This window comes from Rahnella sp. BIGb0603 (genome assembly GCF_024808755.1).
Classification (GTDB): domain Bacteria; phylum Pseudomonadota; class Gammaproteobacteria; order Enterobacterales; family Enterobacteriaceae; genus Rahnella; species Rahnella contaminans.
Genome location: NZ_JANUEX010000002.1, coordinates 307,061 through 328,484 on the forward strand (window position 1 = coordinate 307,061; position 21,424 = coordinate 328,484).

16 protein-coding genes are annotated in these 21,424 nt (G+C 54.7%); 10 read left to right on the top strand and 6 right to left on the bottom strand.

Translation table 11 applies throughout. From position 1 onward, the window contains the following. The first annotated feature begins 745 nt into the window (after positions 1–745). The 4 genes from M2403_RS06560 to M2403_RS06575 all read left to right on the top strand — a co-directional run bounded on the left by M2403_RS06560 (position 746) and on the right by M2403_RS06575 (position 4,237). Entirely contained in the window at positions 746–1,843 is a 1,098-nt protein-coding gene (locus M2403_RS06560; protein WP_152326256.1) for an LLM class flavin-dependent oxidoreductase, read from the top strand. A 9-nt stretch (positions 1,844–1,852) separates the two neighbouring features. After that, the gene (locus M2403_RS06565; protein ID WP_152326257.1) at positions 1,853–2,791 is read left to right on the top strand and encodes an ABC transporter substrate-binding protein; all 939 of its coding nucleotides are present in this window, start codon (positions 1,853–1,855) and stop codon (positions 2,789–2,791) included. Between the two features lie 208 nt (positions 2,792–2,999). After that, a complete protein-coding gene (locus M2403_RS06570; protein WP_015697366.1) occupies positions 3,000–3,227 on the top strand; it encodes a hypothetical protein in 228 nt (75 codons plus the stop codon). Positions 3,228–3,382: 155 nt separating this feature from the next. Next, a complete protein-coding gene (locus tag M2403_RS06575) occupies positions 3,383–4,237 on the top strand; it encodes a pirin family protein (protein WP_152326258.1) in 855 nt (284 codons plus the stop codon). Between the two features lie 72 nt (positions 4,238–4,309). Here M2403_RS06575 and M2403_RS06580 read toward each other — a convergent pair whose 3' ends face one another. Further along, positions 4,310–5,479 carry a serine hydrolase gene (locus M2403_RS06580; RefSeq protein ID WP_152326259.1) on the bottom strand — a complete coding sequence of 390 codons (1,170 nt, stop codon included), beginning with the start codon at positions 5,477–5,479 and terminating at the stop codon, positions 4,310–4,312. Between the two features lie 459 nt (positions 5,480–5,938). Here M2403_RS06580 and M2403_RS06585 point away from each other — a divergent pair, with 459 nt between their 5' ends. Both M2403_RS06585 and M2403_RS06590 read left to right on the top strand, forming a co-directional pair. Continuing rightward, on the top strand, positions 5,939–8,245 hold the full coding sequence (locus tag M2403_RS06585) for an FdhF/YdeP family oxidoreductase (RefSeq protein WP_165057589.1): 2,307 nt from the start codon (positions 5,939–5,941) through the stop codon (positions 8,243–8,245). 147 nt (positions 8,246–8,392) lie between these two features. Next, positions 8,393–10,336 carry an exoribonuclease II gene (locus M2403_RS06590; protein ID WP_217152301.1) on the top strand — a complete coding sequence of 648 codons (1,944 nt, stop codon included), beginning with the start codon at positions 8,393–8,395 and terminating at the stop codon, positions 10,334–10,336. A 684-nt stretch (positions 10,337–11,020) separates the two neighbouring features. On the opposite strand, the gene cbl is transcribed toward M2403_RS06590, so the two are convergent. Continuing rightward, on the bottom strand, positions 11,021–11,974 hold the full coding sequence (cbl, locus tag M2403_RS06595) for an HTH-type transcriptional regulator Cbl (RefSeq protein WP_152326262.1): 954 nt from the start codon (positions 11,972–11,974) through the stop codon (positions 11,021–11,023). Between the two features lie 184 nt (positions 11,975–12,158). Next, the gene (locus tag M2403_RS06600) at positions 12,159–13,103 is read right to left on the bottom strand and encodes a 2-hydroxyacid dehydrogenase (protein ID WP_259228785.1); all 945 of its coding nucleotides are present in this window, start codon (positions 13,101–13,103) and stop codon (positions 12,159–12,161) included. Positions 13,104–13,318: 215 nt separating this feature from the next. On the opposite strand from M2403_RS06600, the gene glgX reads away from it, so the two are divergent. Further along, entirely contained in the window at positions 13,319–15,601 is a 2,283-nt protein-coding gene (glgX, locus tag M2403_RS06605) for a glycogen debranching protein GlgX (RefSeq protein WP_152326264.1), read from the top strand. Between the two features lie 15 nt (positions 15,602–15,616). On the opposite strand, the gene M2403_RS06610 is transcribed toward glgX, so the two are convergent. After that, positions 15,617–16,231, bottom strand: coding sequence for an FMN-dependent NADH-azoreductase (locus M2403_RS06610; RefSeq protein WP_259228786.1), 615 nt, complete (start codon positions 16,229–16,231; stop codon positions 15,617–15,619). A gap of 122 nt (positions 16,232–16,353) precedes the next feature. On the opposite strand from M2403_RS06610, the gene M2403_RS06615 reads away from it, so the two are divergent. After that, on the top strand, positions 16,354–17,256 hold the full coding sequence (locus M2403_RS06615) for a LysR substrate-binding domain-containing protein (protein ID WP_259228787.1): 903 nt from the start codon (positions 16,354–16,356) through the stop codon (positions 17,254–17,256). A gap of 5 nt (positions 17,257–17,261) precedes the next feature. On the opposite strand, the gene apbE is transcribed toward M2403_RS06615, so the two are convergent. After that, positions 17,262–18,311, bottom strand: a complete 1,050-nt coding sequence (apbE, locus tag M2403_RS06620) for an FAD:protein FMN transferase ApbE (RefSeq protein ID WP_152326267.1) — start codon at positions 18,309–18,311, stop codon at positions 17,262–17,264. A gap of 106 nt (positions 18,312–18,417) precedes the next feature. Next, positions 18,418–18,984 (bottom strand): DNA endonuclease SmrA, encoded by a 567-nt coding sequence (smrA, locus tag M2403_RS06625; RefSeq protein ID WP_152326268.1) that lies wholly within the window; start codon positions 18,982–18,984, stop codon positions 18,418–18,420. A 213-nt stretch (positions 18,985–19,197) separates the two neighbouring features. On the opposite strand from smrA, the gene M2403_RS06630 reads away from it, so the two are divergent. Beyond that, on the top strand, positions 19,198–20,013 hold the full coding sequence (locus M2403_RS06630) for a mannosyl-3-phosphoglycerate phosphatase-related protein (protein ID WP_208950727.1): 816 nt from the start codon (positions 19,198–19,200) through the stop codon (positions 20,011–20,013). A 119-nt stretch (positions 20,014–20,132) separates the two neighbouring features. Then, on the top strand, positions 20,133–21,353 hold the full coding sequence (locus tag M2403_RS06635; protein ID WP_152326270.1) for a glycosyl transferase: 1,221 nt from the start codon (positions 20,133–20,135) through the stop codon (positions 21,351–21,353). The last annotated feature ends 71 nt before the right edge of the window (positions 21,354–21,424 follow it).

A 21,424-nucleotide genomic window follows, 5' to 3' on the forward strand; every position in this document is an offset into this window, starting at 1 on the left:
TGGGTTGCCACCCAAACCGGCCTCAGGGGTGGCTTATCGCCGCCACCCCTGAGAACCCCGGGCTCTTTCACTGCGCGCTACCGCTCGCTGGCTATGTTTCAGCAACTATTGTTATTGCCGCGAAAAGTTGCCGCTATGCGGTTCCCTCACTCGGTTTCGAGCCATTAGTCTCGAAACACTTCGTTCGGCAAGTTTTCTGAAAGCGGCCGGAGGCTTATCCAAATTTAGCGGCATTTTTTAAATAACAATCAGCAGTAAGGTTACGAACTAAAAAGTCTCTGGCCGCTTTCAAAACGACGTCGAATGAGTGATGAGAAACAGCGAGAGTCTTTTTTCGAGCAGGTTCGAATCCGAAATGAGAGTACCGCGCAGCGGCGGCGTTTGCGGCACTAGCCGGAGCCGCTGGAAAATAGCCAGCGAGCGGTAGCGCGCAGTTAAAAAGCGCGGGTGTCCAGAGGGCGCGCGCGTTAACGCGCCCTTTGGGCCAGTTTGGGCGGCGAGCCCAAGGTCTTGATTTTGGCCTGAGGCCGGTTTGGGTGGCAACCCAAGGTTTTGCCAGTTTGGGCGGCGAACCCACGGTCTTGACTCATGCCCACAGCTAAAGCCCAGCCCCATACAATGCACATTTTTTATATTAGCTTATCCATATAATTAATTTTTAACATAGTAGCATCCCGTTTATGGTGATAACTCCTGCCAGCGCAGCCACCATCCCGCTGGCCTCTGACCCGAGGAGTGACAGCCCGTGAGCGTGCAATTTATTGGTATGATCGGCCATCGTCTGGCATCTGAAATCATCCCGCCGACCGGCCCGATTTTTGATAAGCAATACATCGCGGATTTCGCCCGTGCCCATGAAAACGCCGGTTTTGACCGCATTCTGGTGGCATACGCTTCTGACCAACCCGACGCATTTCTGGTGACCGCCCATGCCGGTGCCAGCACTTCGCGCATTCATTTCCTGCTGGCGCATCGTCCCGGTTTTGTCGCACCGACGCTGGCTGCCCGTAAACTGGCGACGCTCGATCATCTGCTCGATGGCCGTCTGGCGGTACACATCATCAGCGGCGGCAGCGATGCTGAGCAAAAACGTGACGGCGATTTCGAGCCGAAAGATTCCCGCTACCGCCGCACCGACGAATACATCGATGTGCTGAAACAGAGCTGGTATTCGGAAAAAGGCTACAACCACCAGGGCGAGTTTTATCAGGCGGAAAACGCCTTCTCCGCCATCAAACCTTTCCAAAATCGCTTACCGGTCTTTTTCGGTGGTTCGTCTGACGACGCCATCCGCGTAGCCGGTAAACAGGCCGATGTTTTTGCGCTGTGGGGCGAACCGCTGGACAGCGCAAGGGAAACTGTTGAGGCGGTGAAAGCCTCTGCGGCCAGACATCAGCGTGAGATTGATTTCAGCATTTCTTTCCGCCCGATTCTGGGCAATACCGAAGAAGAAGCCTGGGCAAAGGCGGATGAAATTCTGACGAAAGCCACCGCGCAGCAGGCGGAAAAAGGGACGGCGCTGGCACCCAAACCGCAAAGCGTGGGTGCGCAGCGTTTACTGAAAGCCGTGGCACAAGGCGACCGTCTGGATTCCTGCCTGTGGACCGGTATCGCCGGGCTGATTGGCGGCGGTTCTAACTCGACCGCACTGGTCGGCACACCGGAACAGGTTTCCGATGCGCTGCTGAAATATTACGATCTGGGGATCACCACGTTCCTGATCCGCGGTTTTGATCCGCTTAATGATGCCGTTGAATACGGCAAAAGCCTGATCCCGCTGACAAAGCAGAAAATCGCTGCACGGCAGGCACACAATAAAACCGACGCAACCACGCTGGTATAAGGAACCCTGATGCGAGTGAATGTGAAAAGTCTCCTGCTGCTGGCAACGCTTATCAGTGGCACGTTTGCTGCCAGCGCCGAACAAATCACCCTGCGCGTTGCCGATCAGAAAGGGAATATGCGGGCACAGCTGGAAGCGGCGAATAAACTGGACAATCTGCCCTACAAAATTGAATGGTCAGAATTTCCCGCCGCCGCCCCGCTGGCGGAAGCCCTGAATGCCCAGGCCGTGGATGTCGGCATTATTGGCGATGCGCCGCTGCTGTTTGCCGAAGCGGCGGGCGCGCAGGTGAAAGCGATCGCCGTCGACAAATCTGACGCTTACGGCACCGCGTTGCTGGTGAAAGCCGACAGCCCGATTAAATCGGCGGCGGATTTGAAAGGCAAAAGCATCGCCACCAACCGCGGCTCTATCGGGCATTTCGTGGCGCTGAAAGCGCTGGCCTCCGCCGGGCTGAGCGCCAAAGATGTCACGTTCCGTTTTCTCCCGCCGAGCGATGCGAAACTGGCGCTGACGCAGGGTTCCGTAGATGTGTGGGCGACGTGGGAACCCTACACCGCATTTGCTGAAACGCAGGATCATCTGCGTGTGCTGGTGAACGGGCGCGGTTTGTGGTCAGGGAACAGTTTCCTTGCAGCGACTGACACGGCGCTTAAAGATCAGGGTAAACGTCAGGCGATTGCGGATTACCTGCAACGGCTGAGCGACGCGCAGATCTGGGCGTATAAAAATCTGGATGCCTACAGCGAAAAGCTGGCGAAGATTATTGGCTTCCCGCTGGACGCGGCGAAGCTGTCGTTTGAACGTCGTAAATCCTACTGGCAACCCATCGACGCTGACACGGAAACGCAGCAACAGCAGACTGCCGATTTCTATCATGCACAGGGGCTGTTGCCGGTCGCGCTGAATGTCACCGGCACCTTTGACCATTCTTTCCTGCTGAAATAGCGTCACGCGGTTTCTACCGTACCTTCATAAACACCGGCTTCGTGCCGGTGTTTGCATTTTTGCCTTCTCTCTTTGTGCGCTATAACACACTGATAAGCCGTGTTTTCCCTCTGTTTCGCAAACTGTGAACTGCCGCCCTGTACGGAAAATTCAGACGTGGTTAATAGAAGACGTCGCCCGTCATCAGGCTCAGCTAACAGGATGCAGCATGGAAAATTACGCGAACAAAAGTGGTGATTCACAGGTTGTCAGCTTCCAGATTGATGCCAACTCGATCAAAGTCCGCTTCAAAAACAATCACGTTTATCTCTACGATATCCGCCATCCCGGGCCGGAACATCTCGAAAAAATGAAAGAGCTCGCCCGCGCCGGTTGGGGGCTGAACACCTACATAGAAAGCGAAGTGAAAACGGATTTCTCGTCGAAAGTTTTCTGACATCAGGACTGCGTTTCCGGGCGGTTGTGAGCCAGCCGCCTGCGTTTTGTGTACCGTTTCAGCGCAAATTACACCTTGTTAACAATCAGCTGTGACAACCTCCGCTGAACCCGCTAGTCTTCGTTATTATCCAGTGTTTTAACGGAAACCTCGCCATGACCCGAAAAATTGTTAAGCAATACAAAGCCTATCGTGATGATATCCGCGATCTGCAAACCCGCCGTCCGGTTCCGGGGCCGGAACTCGAGCAGCTCGACCCTTTCCTGTTTCTCAATCATCACGGACCGCAGGTTTATGCACCGGATAATCTTGGTTTACCGTTCGGCCCGCATCCGCATCGCGGATTTGAAACGGTCACGTTTATCCTGCGCGGCGAACTGGCGCACAGCGACACCGGTGGCCATGAAAGTATTATCGGCACCGGCGGCGTGCAGTGGATGACAGCCGGTTCGGGTCTGATTCACTCTGAACTGTCACCGGAAGCGTTCAAACGCCACGGCGGTGAACTGGAAATCCTGCAACTTTGGGTGAATTTGCCGTCACAGCTGAAAATGACGCCGCCGGGTTATGTCGGTTTACAGGCACAAGACATCCCGCAAATTCCGCTGAGCAGAGGACACGGCGAAATCAGCCTGATTTCCGGCAGCGTTGCAGGCGTAACCGGCCCGATAAAATCACTGACCGATGTCACCCTGATGACCGTTCAGATGAGCGCGGGTAGCGAAGTAACATTGCATGCGCCAGCGGCACGACAGGTCTTCCTGTATACGGTGAAAGGACGGCTGAAAATTGATGATATTCTGGCGCAGGCCTGGCATCTGATTGAACTGGATAACAGCGATGACCGCGTGACGATCACCGCAACCGATGACGCCACATTCCTGTTCGGGCACGCCGATAAAATCAATGAACCGGTGGTTTCTCACGGCCCGTTTGTAATGAATACGGTGCAGGAAATTAATCAGGCCATTCTGGATTATCAGGCCGGAAAGTTTGATGTGAAGCTATGAGGAATTTTATTAGCAAGGGGTAAACCCACCCCCATCCCAACCTTCCCCTCGTGAGAGGGGAAGGAGCAGAACTTAGATTTTCAGTTTCACGTAGTCAATGGCACGGCTGATGATCCCGCCCTGCGCCACGTCTTCCAGCGCCACCAGCGGCACGGTTTTGATGACTTTACCGTTATCCACGATATTAATGCTGCCCAGTTCCTGGCCTTTTTTCAGCGGCGCGTCAATCTGCGGATTGGTCAGCACGTACTGCGCTTTCAGTTTGTCGGCGTCAGACTGCGGAACGCTGATGAACACATCGCTCAGGGAACCGACTTTCACCTGAGGATTCGCACCGAACCAGACGTGCTCGCTGGAAACGGTCTGATTCGCCTTGAAAATCTGCTTGCTGGTGTATTCACGGAAGCCCCAGGTCAGCAGTTTACGTGCCTGTTCTTCACGCCCTTTTGCACTTTTCCCGCCCATAACGACGGCAATCAGACGACGGTCGCCCTGCGTGGCGGACGCGATAATGTTGAAACCGGCGCTTTCGGTGTGACCGGTTTTCAGGCCATCGACTTGCAGGTTTTTATCCCACAACAGGCCGTTGCGGTTCTGTTGGGTGATGTTGTCGTACGTCAGCGATTTCTCCGCATACATACGGTATTCCTCTGGCTCGCCGCCAATAATCGCACGGGAAAGTTTTGCCAGATCGTAGGAGGTGGTGAACTGCCCCGGCGCATCCAGACCGTGTACGGTTTCGAAATGCGTGTTGGTCAGGCCCATGCTGACCACGTACTGGTTCATCATGCCGACGAAGGAATCCTGGCTTCCGGCCACGTAATCCGCCATCGCCACGCACGCGTCGTTGCCGGAAGTAATGATGATGCCGCGGATAAGATCACGCACGGAAACGCGGTCGCCCGGTTTAAGGAACATCAGCGAAGAACCTTCGAGGCTTTTGTTACCGGCCACCCAGGCTTCCTGAGGAACGGTCACCACGTCGTCCATGGTGATTTTTTTGTGGTCCAGCGCGCGGTCGATAACATAACCAGTCATCAGTTTGGTCAGGCTTGCCGGGTTGCGGCGGTCGTCCGGGTTCCCGGCGGCCAGCACATCACCGCTGGCGTAATCCATCAGCACGAAGGACGCGGCATCGATACTCGGTGGCACAACCGGGAAATCCAGTGGAGCGACAGCTTTAACGCTGCCTGCGGAGAACATCAACACACAAGAGAGGACACTAATTACACTACGTTTCACTGAATCATCCTTAAACGCGCCTTACCGGCAGGCGCAAAATGCAAACCTGCCAGCAGATAAAAAAATACGGAATATTATTTGCCGCATAGGGTGCCCTAAATCGTCGCTCAGAAAAACCCTTAGTCTTTTGCTAACCATTTCATAGTGAAACGGTTCTGTTACATCTTGATCTTAATTTGACCAAAATCCTCACACGGTGCCGTCATCACCCTTTCTTATCGCAACCCGCTGTTTTAACTCCGTGTGATAATCACAACGCGCGTCGCATTCTGCCGGTCAAAATCCGTTATTCGTGCAGATTTTTGGGCAATAGACAGATCTAATCACACCATCATGGCATTCGATTAGACGCCGCTTCATCTCCCTCCTAAACTTGTGACATAAAATTAACAATCGGATTAACAATTCACCGTTCTGATTGTTTACAGACCAGACAAAAACCACCTGCGAAGCATAACTATGAAATTTAAAACTGAGATCAAACCCTACCACGGCGCGGCCGGTGGCTGGGGTGCACTGGAATCCACTACCCGTTTCGTCTTCGACAGTAAAAAAGTCCTTTCCAATCTGCGCAACCTGATGCGTGTTAACAAAGGTCGCGGATTTGACTGCCCGGGCTGTGCCTGGGGTGATGATAACCACAGTACGTTCAGTTTCTGTGAAAACGGAGCAAAAGCCGTCAGCTGGGAAGCCACCCGCAAAGCGGTTGAGCCGGAATTTTTTGCCCAGCACAGCGTGACCAAACTGCGCGCGCAGAGCGATTACTTCCTCGAATATCAGGGCCGCCTGACCCACCCGATGCGCTATAACCGCACCACCGACCATTACGAACCGATCAGCTGGGACGCCGCATTTTCGCTGATCGCCAGCCATCTTAAAGGCCTTGAAAGCCCGGATCAGGCAGATTTCTATACCTCCGGCCGCGCCAGTAACGAAGCTTCTTACCTTTATCAGGTCTTTGGCCGTATGTTCGGCACCAACAATTTCCCTGACTGCTCGAATATGTGTCACGAAGCCAGCGGCGTGGGTCTGAAACAAAGTATCGGCGTCGGTAAAGGCACCATCCGTCTGGATGATTTCGAAAAAGCGGATGCGATTTTTGTTTTCGGCCAGAACCCCGGCACTAACCACCCGCGTATGCTGCACAGCCTGCGTCATGCGTCTGACCGCGGCGCAAAAGTCGTCAGCTTCAATACCCTGCGTGAACGGGGTCTGGAACGTTTTGCCGATCCGCAAAAACCGCTGGAAGTGGTCACACCGAAAGCCGGTCGCATCAGTTCTGCTTATTACCAGCCGAATCTTGGCGGAGACATGGCTGCCGTGCGCGGTATCGTGAAAGCGTTATTGCAGACGCATCGCGAGCGCATTGCGTCCGGCCAGCCTTCCCTGTTTGATGAAGAATTTATTGCGGCAAACTGCGCCGGTGTGGACGAGTATCTGGCTATCGTCGATGACACCAGCTGGGACAAAATCACTGAACAGTCCGGCCTGAGTGAGCAAGACCTGCGCGAAGCCGCGGCGATTTATATGAATGCTGAACGCGTGATTTGTACCTGGGCGATGGGGGTGACGCAGCATAAACATTCCGTTCCGACCGTGCGTGAAATCACTAACCTGCAACTGCTGTTCGGTCAGCTGGGTAAACCGGGTGCCGGTTTGTGTCCGGTGCGTGGTCACAGTAATGTGCAGGGCAACCGCACAATGGGGATCGACGAAAAAGCGCCGAAAGCCCTGCTCGATGCCATGGAAAGCCACTTCAAATTCACTCCACCGCGCGTTCCCGGCCACAATACCGTTGAAGCGCTGGAAGCTATGCTGCGTCATGAAGCCAAAGTGCTGATTTGCCTCGGCGGTAATCTGGCCGCAGCGGCGCCGGATACGCCGCGTACCGAACAGGCACTGAGCAATCTGGATTTGTCCGTGCAAATCAGCACCAAGCTGAACCGCACGCACCTGACGCCGGGCGCTGAAGCGCTGATCCTGCCAACGCTGGGGCGTACCGAGCTGGATATGCAGGCGACCGGTTCGCAGTTCATCACCGTGGAAGATTCTTTCAGCATGGTGCATGCGTCCGAAGGCGTGGGGATTCCGTTGTCGAAAGAGCAGCGTTCAGAAACCGCAATTGTCTGTGGTATCGCCAACGCCGTGCTGGGCGACAAATACCTGGACTGGATGGCGCTGGCCGACGATTACAACCTGATCCGCGACCATATCGAAGCGACAATCCCAGGATTCAAGGATTTCAACGCGCGCTGTGATATCAAAGGCGGTTTCTATCTGGGGAATGCGGCTGCCGAGCTGAACTTCAATACCCTGAGCGGCAAAGCCAATTTCAGCGCTGCGCCGTTGCCGGACGTGCTGATCCCAATGGGTGACCAGAATGCACCCTTTACGTTGCAAACTTTGCGCTCTCACGATCAGTACAACACCACGATTTACGGCCTTGATGACCGTTATCGTGGCGTGTACGGCCAGCGCGAAGTGCTGTTCATTCACCCGCAGGATCTGGCCGATCTGGGCCTGAAAGACGGCGAACTGGTGGAAATCGAAACGCTGTGGAACGACGGTATTGAGCGCAAGGTGACCGGGTTTAAACTGGTCAGCTACGACATTCCGCGCGGCAATCTGGCCGCCTATTATCCGGAAACCAATCCGCTGGTCCCGATGTCCAGTTTTGGTGACCAGACGCACACGCCAACTTCTAAAGCCGTTCCGGTGACAATCCGTCGCTGCGAACAAAAAGTCGACCTGCAACGTATCGCATAACCCGTTCTGCGGGATGCGCCGTAAATCTCCCCTTTTGCTTCAGGGTTATGAGGCAAAAGGGGCAGATGCCGCTTGCCCGCAGGGGCTGAATCGCGTAAAACTGTCTGCCGCTAATCGAGCCACATTAACCCTAATTCTCTGGACGATATGTTTCAAGATAACCCGCTGCTCGCGCAGCTAAAACAGCAACTTCACTCTCAGACTCCACGTGTCGAAGGCATCGTGAAAGGGACTGAGAAAGGCTTTGGCTTTCTTGAAGTAGACGGTCAAAAAAGCTATTTCATTCCGCCTCCGTACATGAAAAAAGTCATGCACGGTGACCGCGTAATCGCCTCGCTGCAAACCGAAAAAGAGCGTGAAGTCGTCCAGCCGGAAACACTGGTTGAACCTTTCCTCAGCCGTTTTGTGGGCCGCGTGACGAAAAAAGACGACCGTCTTTCTATCATCCCCGACCATCCTTTATTACGTGATGCGATCCAGTGTCGCGTTGCGCGCAACATCAATCACGAAGTCAGTGACGGCGACTGGTGTGTGGCAGAAATGCGCCGCCACCCGCTGAAAGAAGGCGATCACAGCTTCCAGGCTGAAATCACTGAATGGATCACCACCGGCACTGATGATCTCGCGCCGTGGTGGGTCACGCTGGCCCGTCATAATCTCGAACGCGAAGCGCCAAAATCTGATATCGCACAACTGCGCGATGAAGGCCTGACCCGCGAAGATCTGACCGCCCTGCCATTTGTGACCATCGACAGCGGCAGTACACAGGACATGGATGACGCGCTGTATGTGAAAGACAACGGCGACGGCACCCTGCTGATGACCATTGCGATTGCAGACCCGACGGCTTACGTCAGTGAGGGCAGCGAACTCGACAATATTGCTAAAAAACGCGCATTCACTAACTACCTGCCGGGCTTTAACATCCCGATGCTGCCGCGTGAATTGTCTGATGATATCTGCTCCCTGTGGCCAGATGTGAGCCGCCCTGTTCTTGCGTGTTCTGTTACGCTGGGCACCGATGGCGCACTGGGCAGTGATATTCGTTTCTTCGCCGCCACCATCGAATCAAAAGCCAAACTGGCCTACGACGATGTGTCCGACTGGCTGGAAGCCAATGAGAAAAGCGCATGGCAACCGGCCAGCGATGTGATTGCTGATCAAATCCGTCTGCTGAAACGCGTCTGTGACGTACGCAGTGCATGGCGCACCGAACACGCGCTGGTGTTTAAAGATCGTCCTGATTACCGCTTCGTACTGGGTGAAAAAGGCAACGTGCTGGAAATCGTCGCTGAGCACCGCCGTATCGCTAACCGCATCGTTGAAGAATCCATGATTGCCGCCAACGTCTGTGCCGCTATCGCCCTGCGCGACAGCCTCGGTTTTGGCGTTTACAACGTGCATACCGGTTTTGATCCGCTGCTGGTTGAAAATGCGGTTACCGTGCTTGCCGCCAATGACCTTGAAGCCAATGCTGAAGAACTGCTGACGCTGCCCGGTTTCTGCGCCCTGCGCCGTAAACTCGATGCGCTGCCAACGCAGTTCCTCGACAGCCGCATCCGTCGTTTCCAGACTTTCGCAGAAATCAGCACCACGCCGGGGCCGCATTACGGCCTGGGACTGGAAGCTTACGCGACCTGGACATCACCAATCCGTAAATACGGCGACATGGTGAACCACCGTCTTCTGAAAGCGATGATCCTGCAACAGTCTGCTGAGAAACCTCAGGACGACATGACCGTTCAGCTGGCCGAACGCCGCCGGGCGAACCGCATGGCCGAACGCGACGTCGGTGACTGGCTGTATGCGCGCTATCTGGAAGATAAAGTCGGTACTGATGTGAAATTCTGCGCTGAAATCATTGATGTGACCCGCGGTGGTCTGCGGGTGCGCCTGCAAGACATCGGCGCGGTGGCGTTCATCCCTGCTCCGTTCCTGCACAGCGTACGCGACGAGCTGGTATGCAGTGCAGATACCGGCACCGTGCTAATTAAAGGCGAAGTCGCCTATCGTCAGAGTGACATCATTGACGTAAACATTGCGGAAGTTCGCATGGAAAATCGCAATGTGATTGCTAAGCCTGCCGTCTAGGTTTCGCTTTTAGCGGACGGAAAAAACCGGTCTCAGTACCGGTTTTTTTATTCCCTCAGAATATTTTTCACTTGCAGTGATGACAAAATCTTGGGTTGCCACTCAAACTGGCCAAAGTTCAACACCGTGGGCATCGGCCCACACCGACTTGGGGGGCGGCCTATCGCCGCCACCCCCCAAGCCCCCCCGGGCTCTTTCACTGCGCGCTATCGCAGGCTCGACGGACTTGTCCTGGTGCATTAGTGGATGGCGCAAATCCAGGTGCTTCGCACTTCCTTCTCTCGGTCTTCGAGCCACAGGTCTCGAAGCCGCTCCGTTCAGCTGAATTTTGGTCACGCCAGTCAACCTTTTTAAAAGATGAAAAACAGTCTGCCGTTGATTTTGAGATCGTGCGGGCGATTCAGAAAGCTTGCTGAATGAGAGGTTGCAGACCTGAGGCTGCAATCCCGAAATGAAGGCACCGCGCAGCGGCAAGATTTCCAGCCTGTCTCTGCGGTACCTGAAACATAGCCAGCGAGCGATAGCGCGCAGTTAAAGAGCACGGGTGTCCAGAGGGCGCGCGCGTTAACGCGCCCTTTGGGCCAGTTTGGGCGGCGAGCCCAAGGTCTTGAAGTTGAGAGTTGAGAGTTGAGAGTTGAGAGTTGAGAGTTGAATTATCAGGCGCCCGTATGACGCCTCATACCATCAAATCTGATAGTCAATCACCGGCTCATCCCCTACCGCAAACACCTTCTCCTTGATCTCATTCACCGATAAGCCCGGATTACACAATTCGATAAACCGCCAGACGTAGTTTCTCTGCAATTGCGCCTTTTTAAGCCCCAGCCAGACGGTGTTGCCTTCGAACAGATGCTCGGCGTTAATCAGCTGAAGGCCGGTATCGCGCGCAGCTTCAAAGGCTTTATCCGCCAGGATCCCCACGCCTAATCCCAGTTCGACGTAGGTTTTAATCACGTCAGAATCCTGCGCGCTGAGTACGATATCCGCGCTCAGCGCCGCGCGGCTGAAGGCTTCATCCAGGCGGGAACGCCCGGTGATGCCCTGCCGGTAGGTGATCAGCGGTTGTTCGCTGAGATGCTGCAACGTGACCGGATGCTGCAACGTCAGCGGATGGCCCTGCGGAACCACAATCGCATGATGCCAGCGGTAATACGGGAACGCCGCCACCGCAGGGTCGTTCATCAGTTTTTCGCTGGCGATGGCCACGTCCGCCTGCCCGCTCAGCAACATCGCCAGCACTTCCTGCGGCGAGCCCTGATGAAGTTCCAGCCGTACGCCCGGATAAATCGCGCGGAAGGCTTTGATCACTTTGGGCAGACTGTAACGCGCCTGCGTGTGCGTGGTGGCGATGGTCAGTACGCCGGCGTCTTCTTTCGAAAACACATCAGCCAGACGGCGGATATTCTGCGCTTCGTTGAGAATGCGCTCGGCCACGGCCAGCAGCTCTTTGCCCGGTTCTGTCAGCCCCAGCAGACGCTTGCCCCGACGGATGAAAATCTCAACGCCCAGTTCATCTTCCAGCTCGCGAATATGACGACTGACACCTGACTGAGAAGTGAACAACATGTTCGAGACTTCGGTCAGGTTGTAATTGCATCGCGCGGATTCACGTATAATTTTGAGTTGTTGAAAATTCACCGCTGTCTGCCTCTGTTCTGCCTGAAAGCCCTATTGTTACGATCTGTAGCTATGCCAGACAAATAAGAAAAAGCGGTTACTTATGCTTTTTACGACTATAGCCTGTTCACCGGATTTTCAGCGCCCATAAAAAAACGCCGGCAGGCGGCGTTTTCTCTCATTATCGGGTCAATAAACCGGGGGATTATTCAGGCACCGGAGTCACGACCGGCTGACCTGAAAAAAAGGCATCCAGATTTGACTGCACCAGCGTCATCATATTTTCGACAGATTCCGGCGACCGTCCGGCCACATGCGGCGTCAGCACCAGATTATCCAGCGTCAGCATTTCTGCCGGTACTTTCGGTTCTCCGTCAACCACATCCAGCGCGGCACCGGCGATTTCACGGCGTTGCAGACTGGCAATCAGCGCGTCACTGTCCACCACACTGCCCCGCGAAATGTTAATCAGATAACCGTTTTCCCCCAGTGCTTGCAGCACCTGCGCATTCACCAGTCGCGTGGTATGGGCACCGCCGGGCGTGGCGACAACCAGATAATCCGCCCAGGCGGCCAGTTCTGTGACGCCTGGGAAATACTGATACGGGCTGTTTTCCTGCGCACGGCGGTTGTGATATCCCACGTCCATATCAAAGCCACCGGCGGCGCGGCGGGCAATCAGCGCACCGATGTTGCCCAGACCAATAATCCCCAGCCGTTTACCGGCCATTCCGTCTACGTTCCAGCGCGTTTTTTTCCATTCTCCGGCGCGCACCGCAGCATCGAACTGCGGGATCCGCCGCGTGATTGCCAGCACCAGCGCCAGCGTATGATCCGCAACCGAAGAACTGTTGGTGCCCGGCCCGTGTGTGACCAGAATGCCGCGCTGTTTTGCCGCCGCCACGTCGATATGTTCAAAGCCGACGCCCTGCGCACAGATGATTTCCAGCGCGGGCAATGCCGCGATTTCCGCCGCGCTCACACCAATGGTGCCGATGGTTAAAATGGCGCGGAGGGTTCGTGCGATGTCCGGATCAATATTGGCGCGCTGTTCCGGCGTGGTGGCGAAATGCAGGGAATATCCGGCAGCTTCAAACCGTTCAGGGTAACCCGCATCAAGTTCGATGTGGCTCAGCAAAGCGATGGTCATAAAGGAAATCCTCGGGGATGAATTCTTATAATCACTAGCAGGCTAGCTTTTCATTTTCACTATTGACGAAGCCTCTCGGCTTGTACAGCTTTTCGCGGTTTTCAGGTCAATTTTGCCAGTCCGGTCTACACTCCTTGGTATTGCCTGTGCATGCGCAGACAGGCCTCTTTCGGTAATTTATTGTCAGATTTCCCTGAAACGGAGTGACGTCGAGTATGACAAAGGCCCGATCTGGTAAGACAAGTAAACCCACAGCTACGGCGGACGAAGTCCGCACCGTCCCTTCTCATGCACAGGTTGATATCGCCGTTGACGCTTTGGGTGTCCGCATTATTCATCCTTACAGCGACGGCGAAATTGTCCGCAGCTTCGATTCCGGACACACCACCCGCGTGCGCGAAGGATTGCCCGTCCCGCTCGGCGCAACCTGGGACGGTCTGGGCGTAAACTTTGCGCTGTTTTCTGCCAACGCCACAAAAGTTGAGCTGTGCCTGTTTAATGAAGCCGGTGAGCAGTATGACGTGATTGAACTGCCCGAATATACCGACGAGGTCTGGCATGGCTATCTGCCGGACGCCCGCCCCGGTCTGCTTTATGCTTACCGCGTTCACGGCCCTTATGCGCCGCATGACGGCCACCGGTTTAATCCGGCCAAATTACTGCTCGACCCTTATGCCAAGCAAATTGTCGGCGAACTGAAATGGGACGACGCGCTGTTTGCCTATGACATGCAAAGCGCGAAGAAAGACCTGCATATTGATAACCGCGACAGCGCGGAATTTCTGCCTAAATGCCGGGTCATCGATCCGGCATTTTCCTGGGCGCGTTCGCGCAAACGCCATATTCCGTGGGAAAAAACGCTGATTTATGAAACTCACGTACGCGGTTACACCATGCGTCATCCGGCAGTGCCGGAGCATCTGCGCGGCACATTCTCCGGAATGAGTACGCCGCACATCGTGGAATATCTCCGTTCGCTCGGCGTGACGTCGGTTGAGCTGATGCCAATTCATGCGTTCACCGATGACCGGCATTTGCAGGATAAAGGGCTGCATAATTTCTGGGGTTACAACACGCTGAGTTTCTTCGCGCCGCACCCGCAATATATGGCGACGCACACCGTTAATGAATTCAAGCAGATGATTGCCACCCTGCACGCGGCAAATATTGAGGTCATTCTCGACGTGGTTTACAACCACACGGCGGAAGGCAATGAACTTGGCCCGACGCTCTCGTTCAAAGGCATTGATAACGCCAGCTATTACCGCCTGATGCCGGACAATAAGCGTTATTACATCAATGACACGGGGACCGGCAATACGCTCAATCTCAGCCATCCACGTGTGCTGCAAATGGTGACGGATTCACTGCGTTACTGGGCGACCGAAATGCAGGTCGACGGTTTCCGCTTTGACCTCGCGACCATTCTCGGGCGCGAAAGCTATGGTTTCGACGAAGGCTGTGGTTTCCTCGATACCTGCCGTCAGGATCCGGTGCTCAGCCAGTGCAAACTGATTGCAGAACCCTGGGACTGCGGCCCCGGCGGCTATCAGGTCGGTGGCTTCCCGCCGGGCTGGATGGAGTGGAATGACCGGTTCCGCGACACGGTGCGTAAATTCTGGCGCGGCGACGAAGGCCAGCTCGCGCAGTTTGCCACCCGCCTTTCCGGCTCGGCAGATTTGTTTAATCACCGGGGACGCAAACCTTATGCGTCGGTGAACTTTATTACCGCGCACGACGGCTTCACGCTTAACGACTGGGTGTCTTACGCGAACAAGCACAACGAAGCCAACGGCGAGAACGGCAAAGACGGCAGCGATAACAACATTTCAGCAAACTACGGCGTGGAAGGCCCGGCGGAGGATCCGGCGATTAATGAACTGCGGCTGCGGCAGATGCGCAATATGCTGGCGACGCTGCTGTTTTCGCAAGGCACGCCAATGCTGCTGGCCGGTGATGAATTCGCGCGATCGCAAAACGGCAACAACAATGCCTATTGTCAGGACACCGATATCGCGTGGGTAAACTGGAATATTGAGGAAAAAGGCCAGTCATTACTGCTCTTCACTTACCGGCTGATTGCCCTGCGCAAGCGTTTTCCGATCCTGCACCGTGGCCGCTTTCTGACCGGCGCGGTGCATGAAAAACTCGGTGTGAAAGACGTCAGCTGGTTCCAGCCGCAAGGGCCGGAAATGACCGATGCCGCGTGGAAAGATCCGCACGCAAAATGCATCGCAATGCTGCTTGATGGCCGCGCACAGCCGACCGGTTTGCTACGTCAGGGTTCATTAAGCACGGTGTTGCTGCTGTTTAACGCCTCGCATAAAGATGTCGTATTCACGCTCCCGTCCGTGGCGCACGGCGAAGGCTGGCGTCATATTCTTGATACTTTCCAGCCCGATGATGTGAACGAGCATAACTTTGAGTTTGGCCGCGAATACATCTGTACGTCACGAACAGTCGTATTGTTTGAACTGGTAAGCACCGCCAAGCACTAAACCCGGTGCGCTGCTTCAGGCATTCAAAATCTGAAGCAGCGTTTCGCGCCCTTGCGCCAGCCCTTTCTTGCGTCCGATTGCCTGACGGCTCACGCCTTCCGCACGAATAATGTGGCAATCCGCCACGCCCATCAGTTCCAGAATAGAGGCCAGATACGGCTCCTGGAAATCATGCAACTTGCCTTCCTCCGTACTGTAAACGCCGCCACGGGTTGAGGCGATAAACGCCGTTTTACCGGGGATCAGCCCGATGACACCTTGTGGCGTATAGCGGAACGTTTTCCCTTTCTGACAGACCTGGTCGATCCACGCCTTCAGGTTGCTGGGGACCGCGTGGTTATACATCGGCGCGCCAATCACCAGCACGTCGCAGGCCGTCAGCTCTTCGATGGACTGATAAATCCCGTCCAGCTCCGCCTGAAGTTGCGGTGTAATCACTTCGTCCTGCGCGTTGTGCAACAGGCTCATGGCGGCGGCAGAAAGATGAGGCGGCGGCGTGACGCCCAGATCGCGGTAGGTAACTTCTGCGCCGGGATTACGTGCGCAAAGTTCGGCGACGATCATTGCAGACAGCTCGCGGGAGACAGAACCCGTGATAAACGGGCTGGAATCGAGGTGTAAAATTTTCATCGGGTTATCCTGTTTCAATAAGTTTGTTTGCATAAACACAGGGTAATCGTTGTTGTAATAATGAAAAATACCTAATATCGCAACACATCGTCCCATTAATGCAACGACGGAAGCCTTCACCAATGCCGGAAGATCTCAATGACATGGCGCTGTTTGCCGCCGTAGTGAAACATCAGGGTTTTACCGCCGCAGGCCGCGCGCTGGGCGTGTCGAAATCCCTGCTCAGCCGCCGGATTGACGCGCTGGAAACCCGCCTCGGCGTACGTTTGCTGCAACGCACGTCTCGCCATTTCTCAGTCACCAGCGTGGGTGAATGCTACGCGGTTGAATGCCAGAAATTAGTGCAACAGGCGCAGGCAGCGCGGCAGGTCATCGACGATTTGCAGCAAAATCCGCGCGGACTGCTGCGTGTGTGCACACCGGTGATGATGGCGGAAATGGTGGTCGCGCCGCTGATGACGGAATTTCTGACCCGTTTTCCCGATATACAACTGGAGCTTCTGGCCATTAACCGGTCGGTGGATTTGCTGGAGGAGAATTTCGACGTCACCGTGCACTCGCACAGCGAGCCGCTCGATGATTCCGGTTTGTACCGTAAAGCGCTCGGCCTGCTTCGTTACGTGCTGGTTGCCAGCCCGGCGTTTATCGCGGCGCTGCCGTCCGTGCCCTCAGCGGATCAACTGAGTTATCTGCCAACGTTGGTGCGCAAAACGCCGTGGGCGGCGGGCCATTGGGAGCTGTCGCATCCGCAAGACGGCGCCCGCAAAGTAGAATTAACACCGAAGATGATCAGCAATAATCTGCTGGTGCTGCGTCAGGCCGCAGTGGACGGATTAGGCGTTGCACTGCTGCCGGAAATGGCATGCAAAGAGGAGTTAGCGTCGGGAAGGCTGCACTATTTTCTGCCGGACTGGCAAACACCGCCGTCTGAGATTTCGGCGCTGTATGCCAGCCACAAAGGTCAGTCTCCGGCGTTACGCGTGTTTCTCGATTTCCTGACGGAGAAACTGCACGGAACCCTGTGAAACGGTTACTCCGGATCTTTCAGGTAGGCTTTGAACTGCGGCGACATGTAGGTTTTGAACGTGTCGCCCTCTTTGGTGATGAGATACACCGCCAGATGTTCTTTCTCCGCCAGCGCCAGCGCTTTATGGGTGCCCAGCACCATCAGGCCGGTGTCCCAACCATCCGCTTCCAGCGCAGTCGGCGCAATTACGGTCGCAGAAACCAGCTTATGGGTGATCGGCGAACCGGTCGCCGGGTCAATAATGTGCGACAACCGTTTGCCGTTCAGCTCATAGTAATTACGGTAGCTGCCGGAGGTGCTGATCCCCATGCCCTGTAAATCGACAATCGCCTGCACCGCCGTCTCTTTGTCCGTCGGTTTCTGAATCGCCACCTGCCAAGGATTCCCCTTCGGATTGTGTCCGCGTGAAACCACTGCACCGCCCACCGACACCAGATAATTGCTGATACCGTTACCTTCAATCAGGCGCGCCAGATGATCGGTCGCGTAACCTTCGCCAACGGTCGAGAGATCGACATACATCCCCTGCAAATCTTTTTGCAGATATTGCCCGTCGCTCTGCTGGATCACTTTCAGATGTTGTAAACCCGTGCGCTGACGGGCATCCGCAATCTGTTCCGGCGTCGGCATTTTCACCGGCTGTTTATCCGGGCCGAATCCCCACAGATTCACCAGCGGTCCGACAGTAATGTCCATTGCGCCGCCGGTCAGCTGACCAATGCGCATTGACGTCACCACGGCATCCGCCATCCCCGCGCTTACCGGTTGTGGCACGTTGCCCTGATACTGATTAAAACGCGATAAAACCGAGTCTTCTTTGTAGGTCGACAGTTCGTGATCATCTTCTTTGAGCTGCGCTTCGATTTGTTCACGCAGCGGGGCTTCCCGGTTTTTATCCACTCCCGCCAGGCTGACACGATAAAACGTGCCCATGGTTTTTCCTTCAATCACCAGCGCATCTTTAGCATCAGATGCGCCACCATCGCAGGCAGACAGCAGACTCACCGCACACAGCAACAGTGTGCTACCTACATAAACCGGTTTTGAAAACATGAAAATGGCTCAGTTGAGTGCCCGTCGCCGGGCAGAAAAAGTATCAGGACATTAAAGGGTCGCGCTTAAACCACGACGCAACAAAGTTTCTGTCAAAGGTTTCGGGTCAGCGGCTGCGTTTGGCGTGGCGCTCCCAGTTTTCCTGTTTGGCCTGCGCTGTTTTCTTCAGCGCAACGTAACAGGCGCCCGCACCGCCGTCTTTCTGGATTGCCACGCTGAAAGCCTGCACGTCATCAAGCTGTTTAAGCCATTTTGCGACGTAGCTGCGCACGATATTGGCGTGGCTTTGGTCATTCCGGCCACGGCCATGAATGATTAACAGGGTGCGTAGATTCTCCGCCTGCGCCTGACAGAAGAAAGCAAAAAGCTCCTGACGGCACTGTTCGACCGGTTTACGCAGCAAGTTCAGGCTGGCCTCCAGCGGATATTTCCCCTGCCGGAGTTTGTCGAGCACGCCCTGCTGTACGCCGTCGTGTTTGTATTCCAGGGGTTCGTCGCACGGCAGGATATTCAGAAATCCGGTGGTCAGCGGATTGTCACGCTTTTCGGCGGCATCTCCGGTTTCCGGTTTGTTCCCTGTGGCTGAGTTCCTGAGGTAGACCACCCGTTTATCCGACGCCAGAGGCTGCACACCCGCCATTTCCTGACTGAATAAATCATCATCATCGCTCATTGCTTACCTCTTTTTCAGCGGTGGGACCGGAGTAAATTATCCCTGCAAAAGCCCTGCGGGTAAAGCCGGGTCCCGGCGGATTAACACCGGTAAAGAATTCTGAAATGGCCGGATAACCGGTAAAAGTCATTTTTGAATCTATACTTAGCTGCTGGGGCAGAAAACCATTCCGACCAATGCGCTTCTGTAACCCCGTCAAATTGAGGAGAAAAGATGCCGTACCTTGATGATCCCTTGATTATTTTCACAGACCTGGATGGATCACTGCTCGACCATCACGATTACAGCTGGAAACCCGCGCAGCCGTGGCTGGATAAACTGGCTGCCGCGAATGTCCCGTTAATTCTGACCACCAGTAAAACCTCCGCCGAAGTCGCGGCATTACAGACCGCCCTGCACTTAACGCATCAGCCTTTTATTGCAGAAAACGGGGCGATTATCCACCTGCCGCCCGGCTGGCAAACGCAGGAACAGGAACCGGTTCACGTCATGGGTGCCCGTTACAGCGATATCCGTCAGGCGCTGGTCGATTTGCGCCAGCGCTATGATTTTGAGTTTCGCGGCTTTGGTGACGTCACGCCAAAACAGGTCGCAGTCTGGACGGGCTTATCTGAAGCACAGGCTGAACTGGCGATGCAGCGCGAAGCGTCCGAACCGCTGGTGTGGTTTGGTAACGATCTGGATTTTGCACATCTGAAAAAGTGCCTGTCCCGTGAAGGTCTGGCGCTCACGCGCGGCGGCCGCTTCTGGCATGTCATGGGCACCGACGCCGGAAAAGGTCAGGCGGTGCAATGGCTGTCGCAACTGTACCGGCAACAGCGCGGCGTGCCGGTCGCCAGTATCGGGCTGGGCGATGGACCGAACGATTTATCGATGCTGGAGACCGTGGATTACGCCGTAGTGATTAAAGGCTATCACGAGCATCAGATGCCGGTGAATGACGGGAACGGCTCACAGGTATTTCGTACCACGGAGTTTGGCCCGCACGGCTGGAGCCAGGGGCTGAATCATTTTATTACCCTTCCTTAAAGGAAGGCGTTAAAGGGAAAATTGTTTATTCAATGCCGGGTTTTGCATTGTTTATTGCTCTTTGTTTTACCGATAAGACTTCCAATAATTTTATCTATTCTAAAATTGGAGAATACCGTATGAGCGATTTTTATCAGGATGGTGTAATCACTAATTTTCATAACCTGACTAACCGTAAAGTTGAAGAACTGGAATACGATTTGCAGGTGTTTTCAGGCCGCCGTTCAATGGGATTAATATTACCTTCATTGTTTTCAGAACTTGAAGGGCCGGCGCTGACCCATATTGTTGATGAGTTGACAAAAGTCCCCTATCTGGAAGAAATCGTAATAGGATTAGATCGTGCAGATCGCGATCAGTTTTTATTTGCCCGCGAGTTTTTCTCCCGCCTGCCGCAGCGTCATCGTATTTTGTGGAATGACGGCCCGCGTCTGAAGGCGCTGGATGAAGAGCTGAAAAAAGAAAATCTGTCACCAAATGAACCGGGCAAAGGCCGCAACGTGTGGTTCTGCGCCGGGTATACCCTGGCATCGCGCCGCACATCGGTGGTCGGGCTGCACGATTGTGACATTGTCACCTATAGCCGCGACATGCTGGCGCGGCTGATGTATCCGGTGGCAAACCCGAATTTCCATTACGATTTCTGCAAAGGCTATTACGCCCGTGTGGCGGACGGAAAATTTAACGGCCGCGTCGGGCGTCTGCTCGTGTTCCCGCTGCTTAAATCGCTGCAAATTGTTTATGGTCATTCGGATTTTCTGGAATATCTGCGTACCTTCCGCTATCCGCTTTCCGGTGAATTCGCCATGCGTACGCACGTTCTGAATGATTTGCGCATTCCCAGTGACTGGGGTCTGGAAATCGGCGTATTGTCCGAACTGCACCGCAATACCGCGACGCGCCGTATCTGTCAGGTGGATATCGCTGATAATTACGACCACAAGCATCAGCCAATGTCAGAAGACGACGCCACCAACGGTTTGCAGCGCATGAGTATTGATATCACCAAAGCGCTGTACCGTAAGATGGCGATTCTCGGCGTGAATATCACCAGCGAGTCATTCCGCATTCTCAAAGCCACGTATTACCGCAATGCGCTGGATATGATTGACAGTTTTGAGAATGACGCGCGGATGAATGGCCTGTCGTTTGACCGCCACAGTGAAGAATCCGCAGTGGAACTTTTCTCCGGCGCGATCATGGAAGCCGGCCAGGCGTTTGTGGATACGCCGAGTGAAAAACCGTTTATCCCGAGCTGGAGCCGTGTGCAGTCGGCGTTTCCGGACATGCTGGATCGCATTCATGAAGCGGTGGAAAAAGATAACGAAGGCGACGTGTAACGCTCTGAGGATCCTGAAAACAGAAAAGAAAAACGCTGCGATAGCAGCGTTTTTTTATGGGACTGACCAGC

What these genes read in the sequence shown, in the direction of transcription:
- smrA (WP_152326268.1), bottom strand. Translation starts at nt 18,984, where the DNA reads ATGAGCGATGATGATGATTTATTCAGTCAGGAAATGGCGGGTGTGCAG.
- M2403_RS06590 (WP_217152301.1), top strand. Translation starts at nt 8,393, where the DNA reads ATGTTTCAAGATAACCCGCTGCTCGCGCAGCTAAAACAGCAACTTCAC.
- M2403_RS06575 (WP_152326258.1), top strand. Translation starts at nt 3,383, where the DNA reads ATGACCCGAAAAATTGTTAAGCAATACAAAGCCTATCGTGATGATATC.
- M2403_RS06565 (WP_152326257.1), top strand. Translation starts at nt 1,853, where the DNA reads ATGCGAGTGAATGTGAAAAGTCTCCTGCTGCTGGCAACGCTTATCAGT.
- M2403_RS06585 (WP_165057589.1), top strand. Translation starts at nt 5,939, where the DNA reads ATGAAATTTAAAACTGAGATCAAACCCTACCACGGCGCGGCCGGTGGC.
- M2403_RS06630 (WP_208950727.1), top strand. Translation starts at nt 19,198, where the DNA reads ATGCCGTACCTTGATGATCCCTTGATTATTTTCACAGACCTGGATGGA.
- glgX (WP_152326264.1), top strand. Translation starts at nt 13,319, where the DNA reads ATGACAAAGGCCCGATCTGGTAAGACAAGTAAACCCACAGCTACGGCG.
- M2403_RS06610 (WP_259228786.1), bottom strand. Translation starts at nt 16,231, where the DNA reads ATGAAAATTTTACACCTCGATTCCAGCCCGTTTATCACGGGTTCTGTC.
- M2403_RS06570 (WP_015697366.1), top strand. Translation starts at nt 3,000, where the DNA reads ATGGAAAATTACGCGAACAAAAGTGGTGATTCACAGGTTGTCAGCTTC.
- M2403_RS06600 (WP_259228785.1), bottom strand. Translation starts at nt 13,103, where the DNA reads ATGACCATCGCTTTGCTGAGCCACATCGAACTTGATGCGGGTTACCCT.
- M2403_RS06615 (WP_259228787.1), top strand. Translation starts at nt 16,354, where the DNA reads ATGCCGGAAGATCTCAATGACATGGCGCTGTTTGCCGCCGTAGTGAAA.
- apbE (WP_152326267.1), bottom strand. Translation starts at nt 18,311, where the DNA reads ATGTTTTCAAAACCGGTTTATGTAGGTAGCACACTGTTGCTGTGTGCG.
- M2403_RS06635 (WP_152326270.1), top strand. Translation starts at nt 20,133, where the DNA reads ATGAGCGATTTTTATCAGGATGGTGTAATCACTAATTTTCATAACCTG.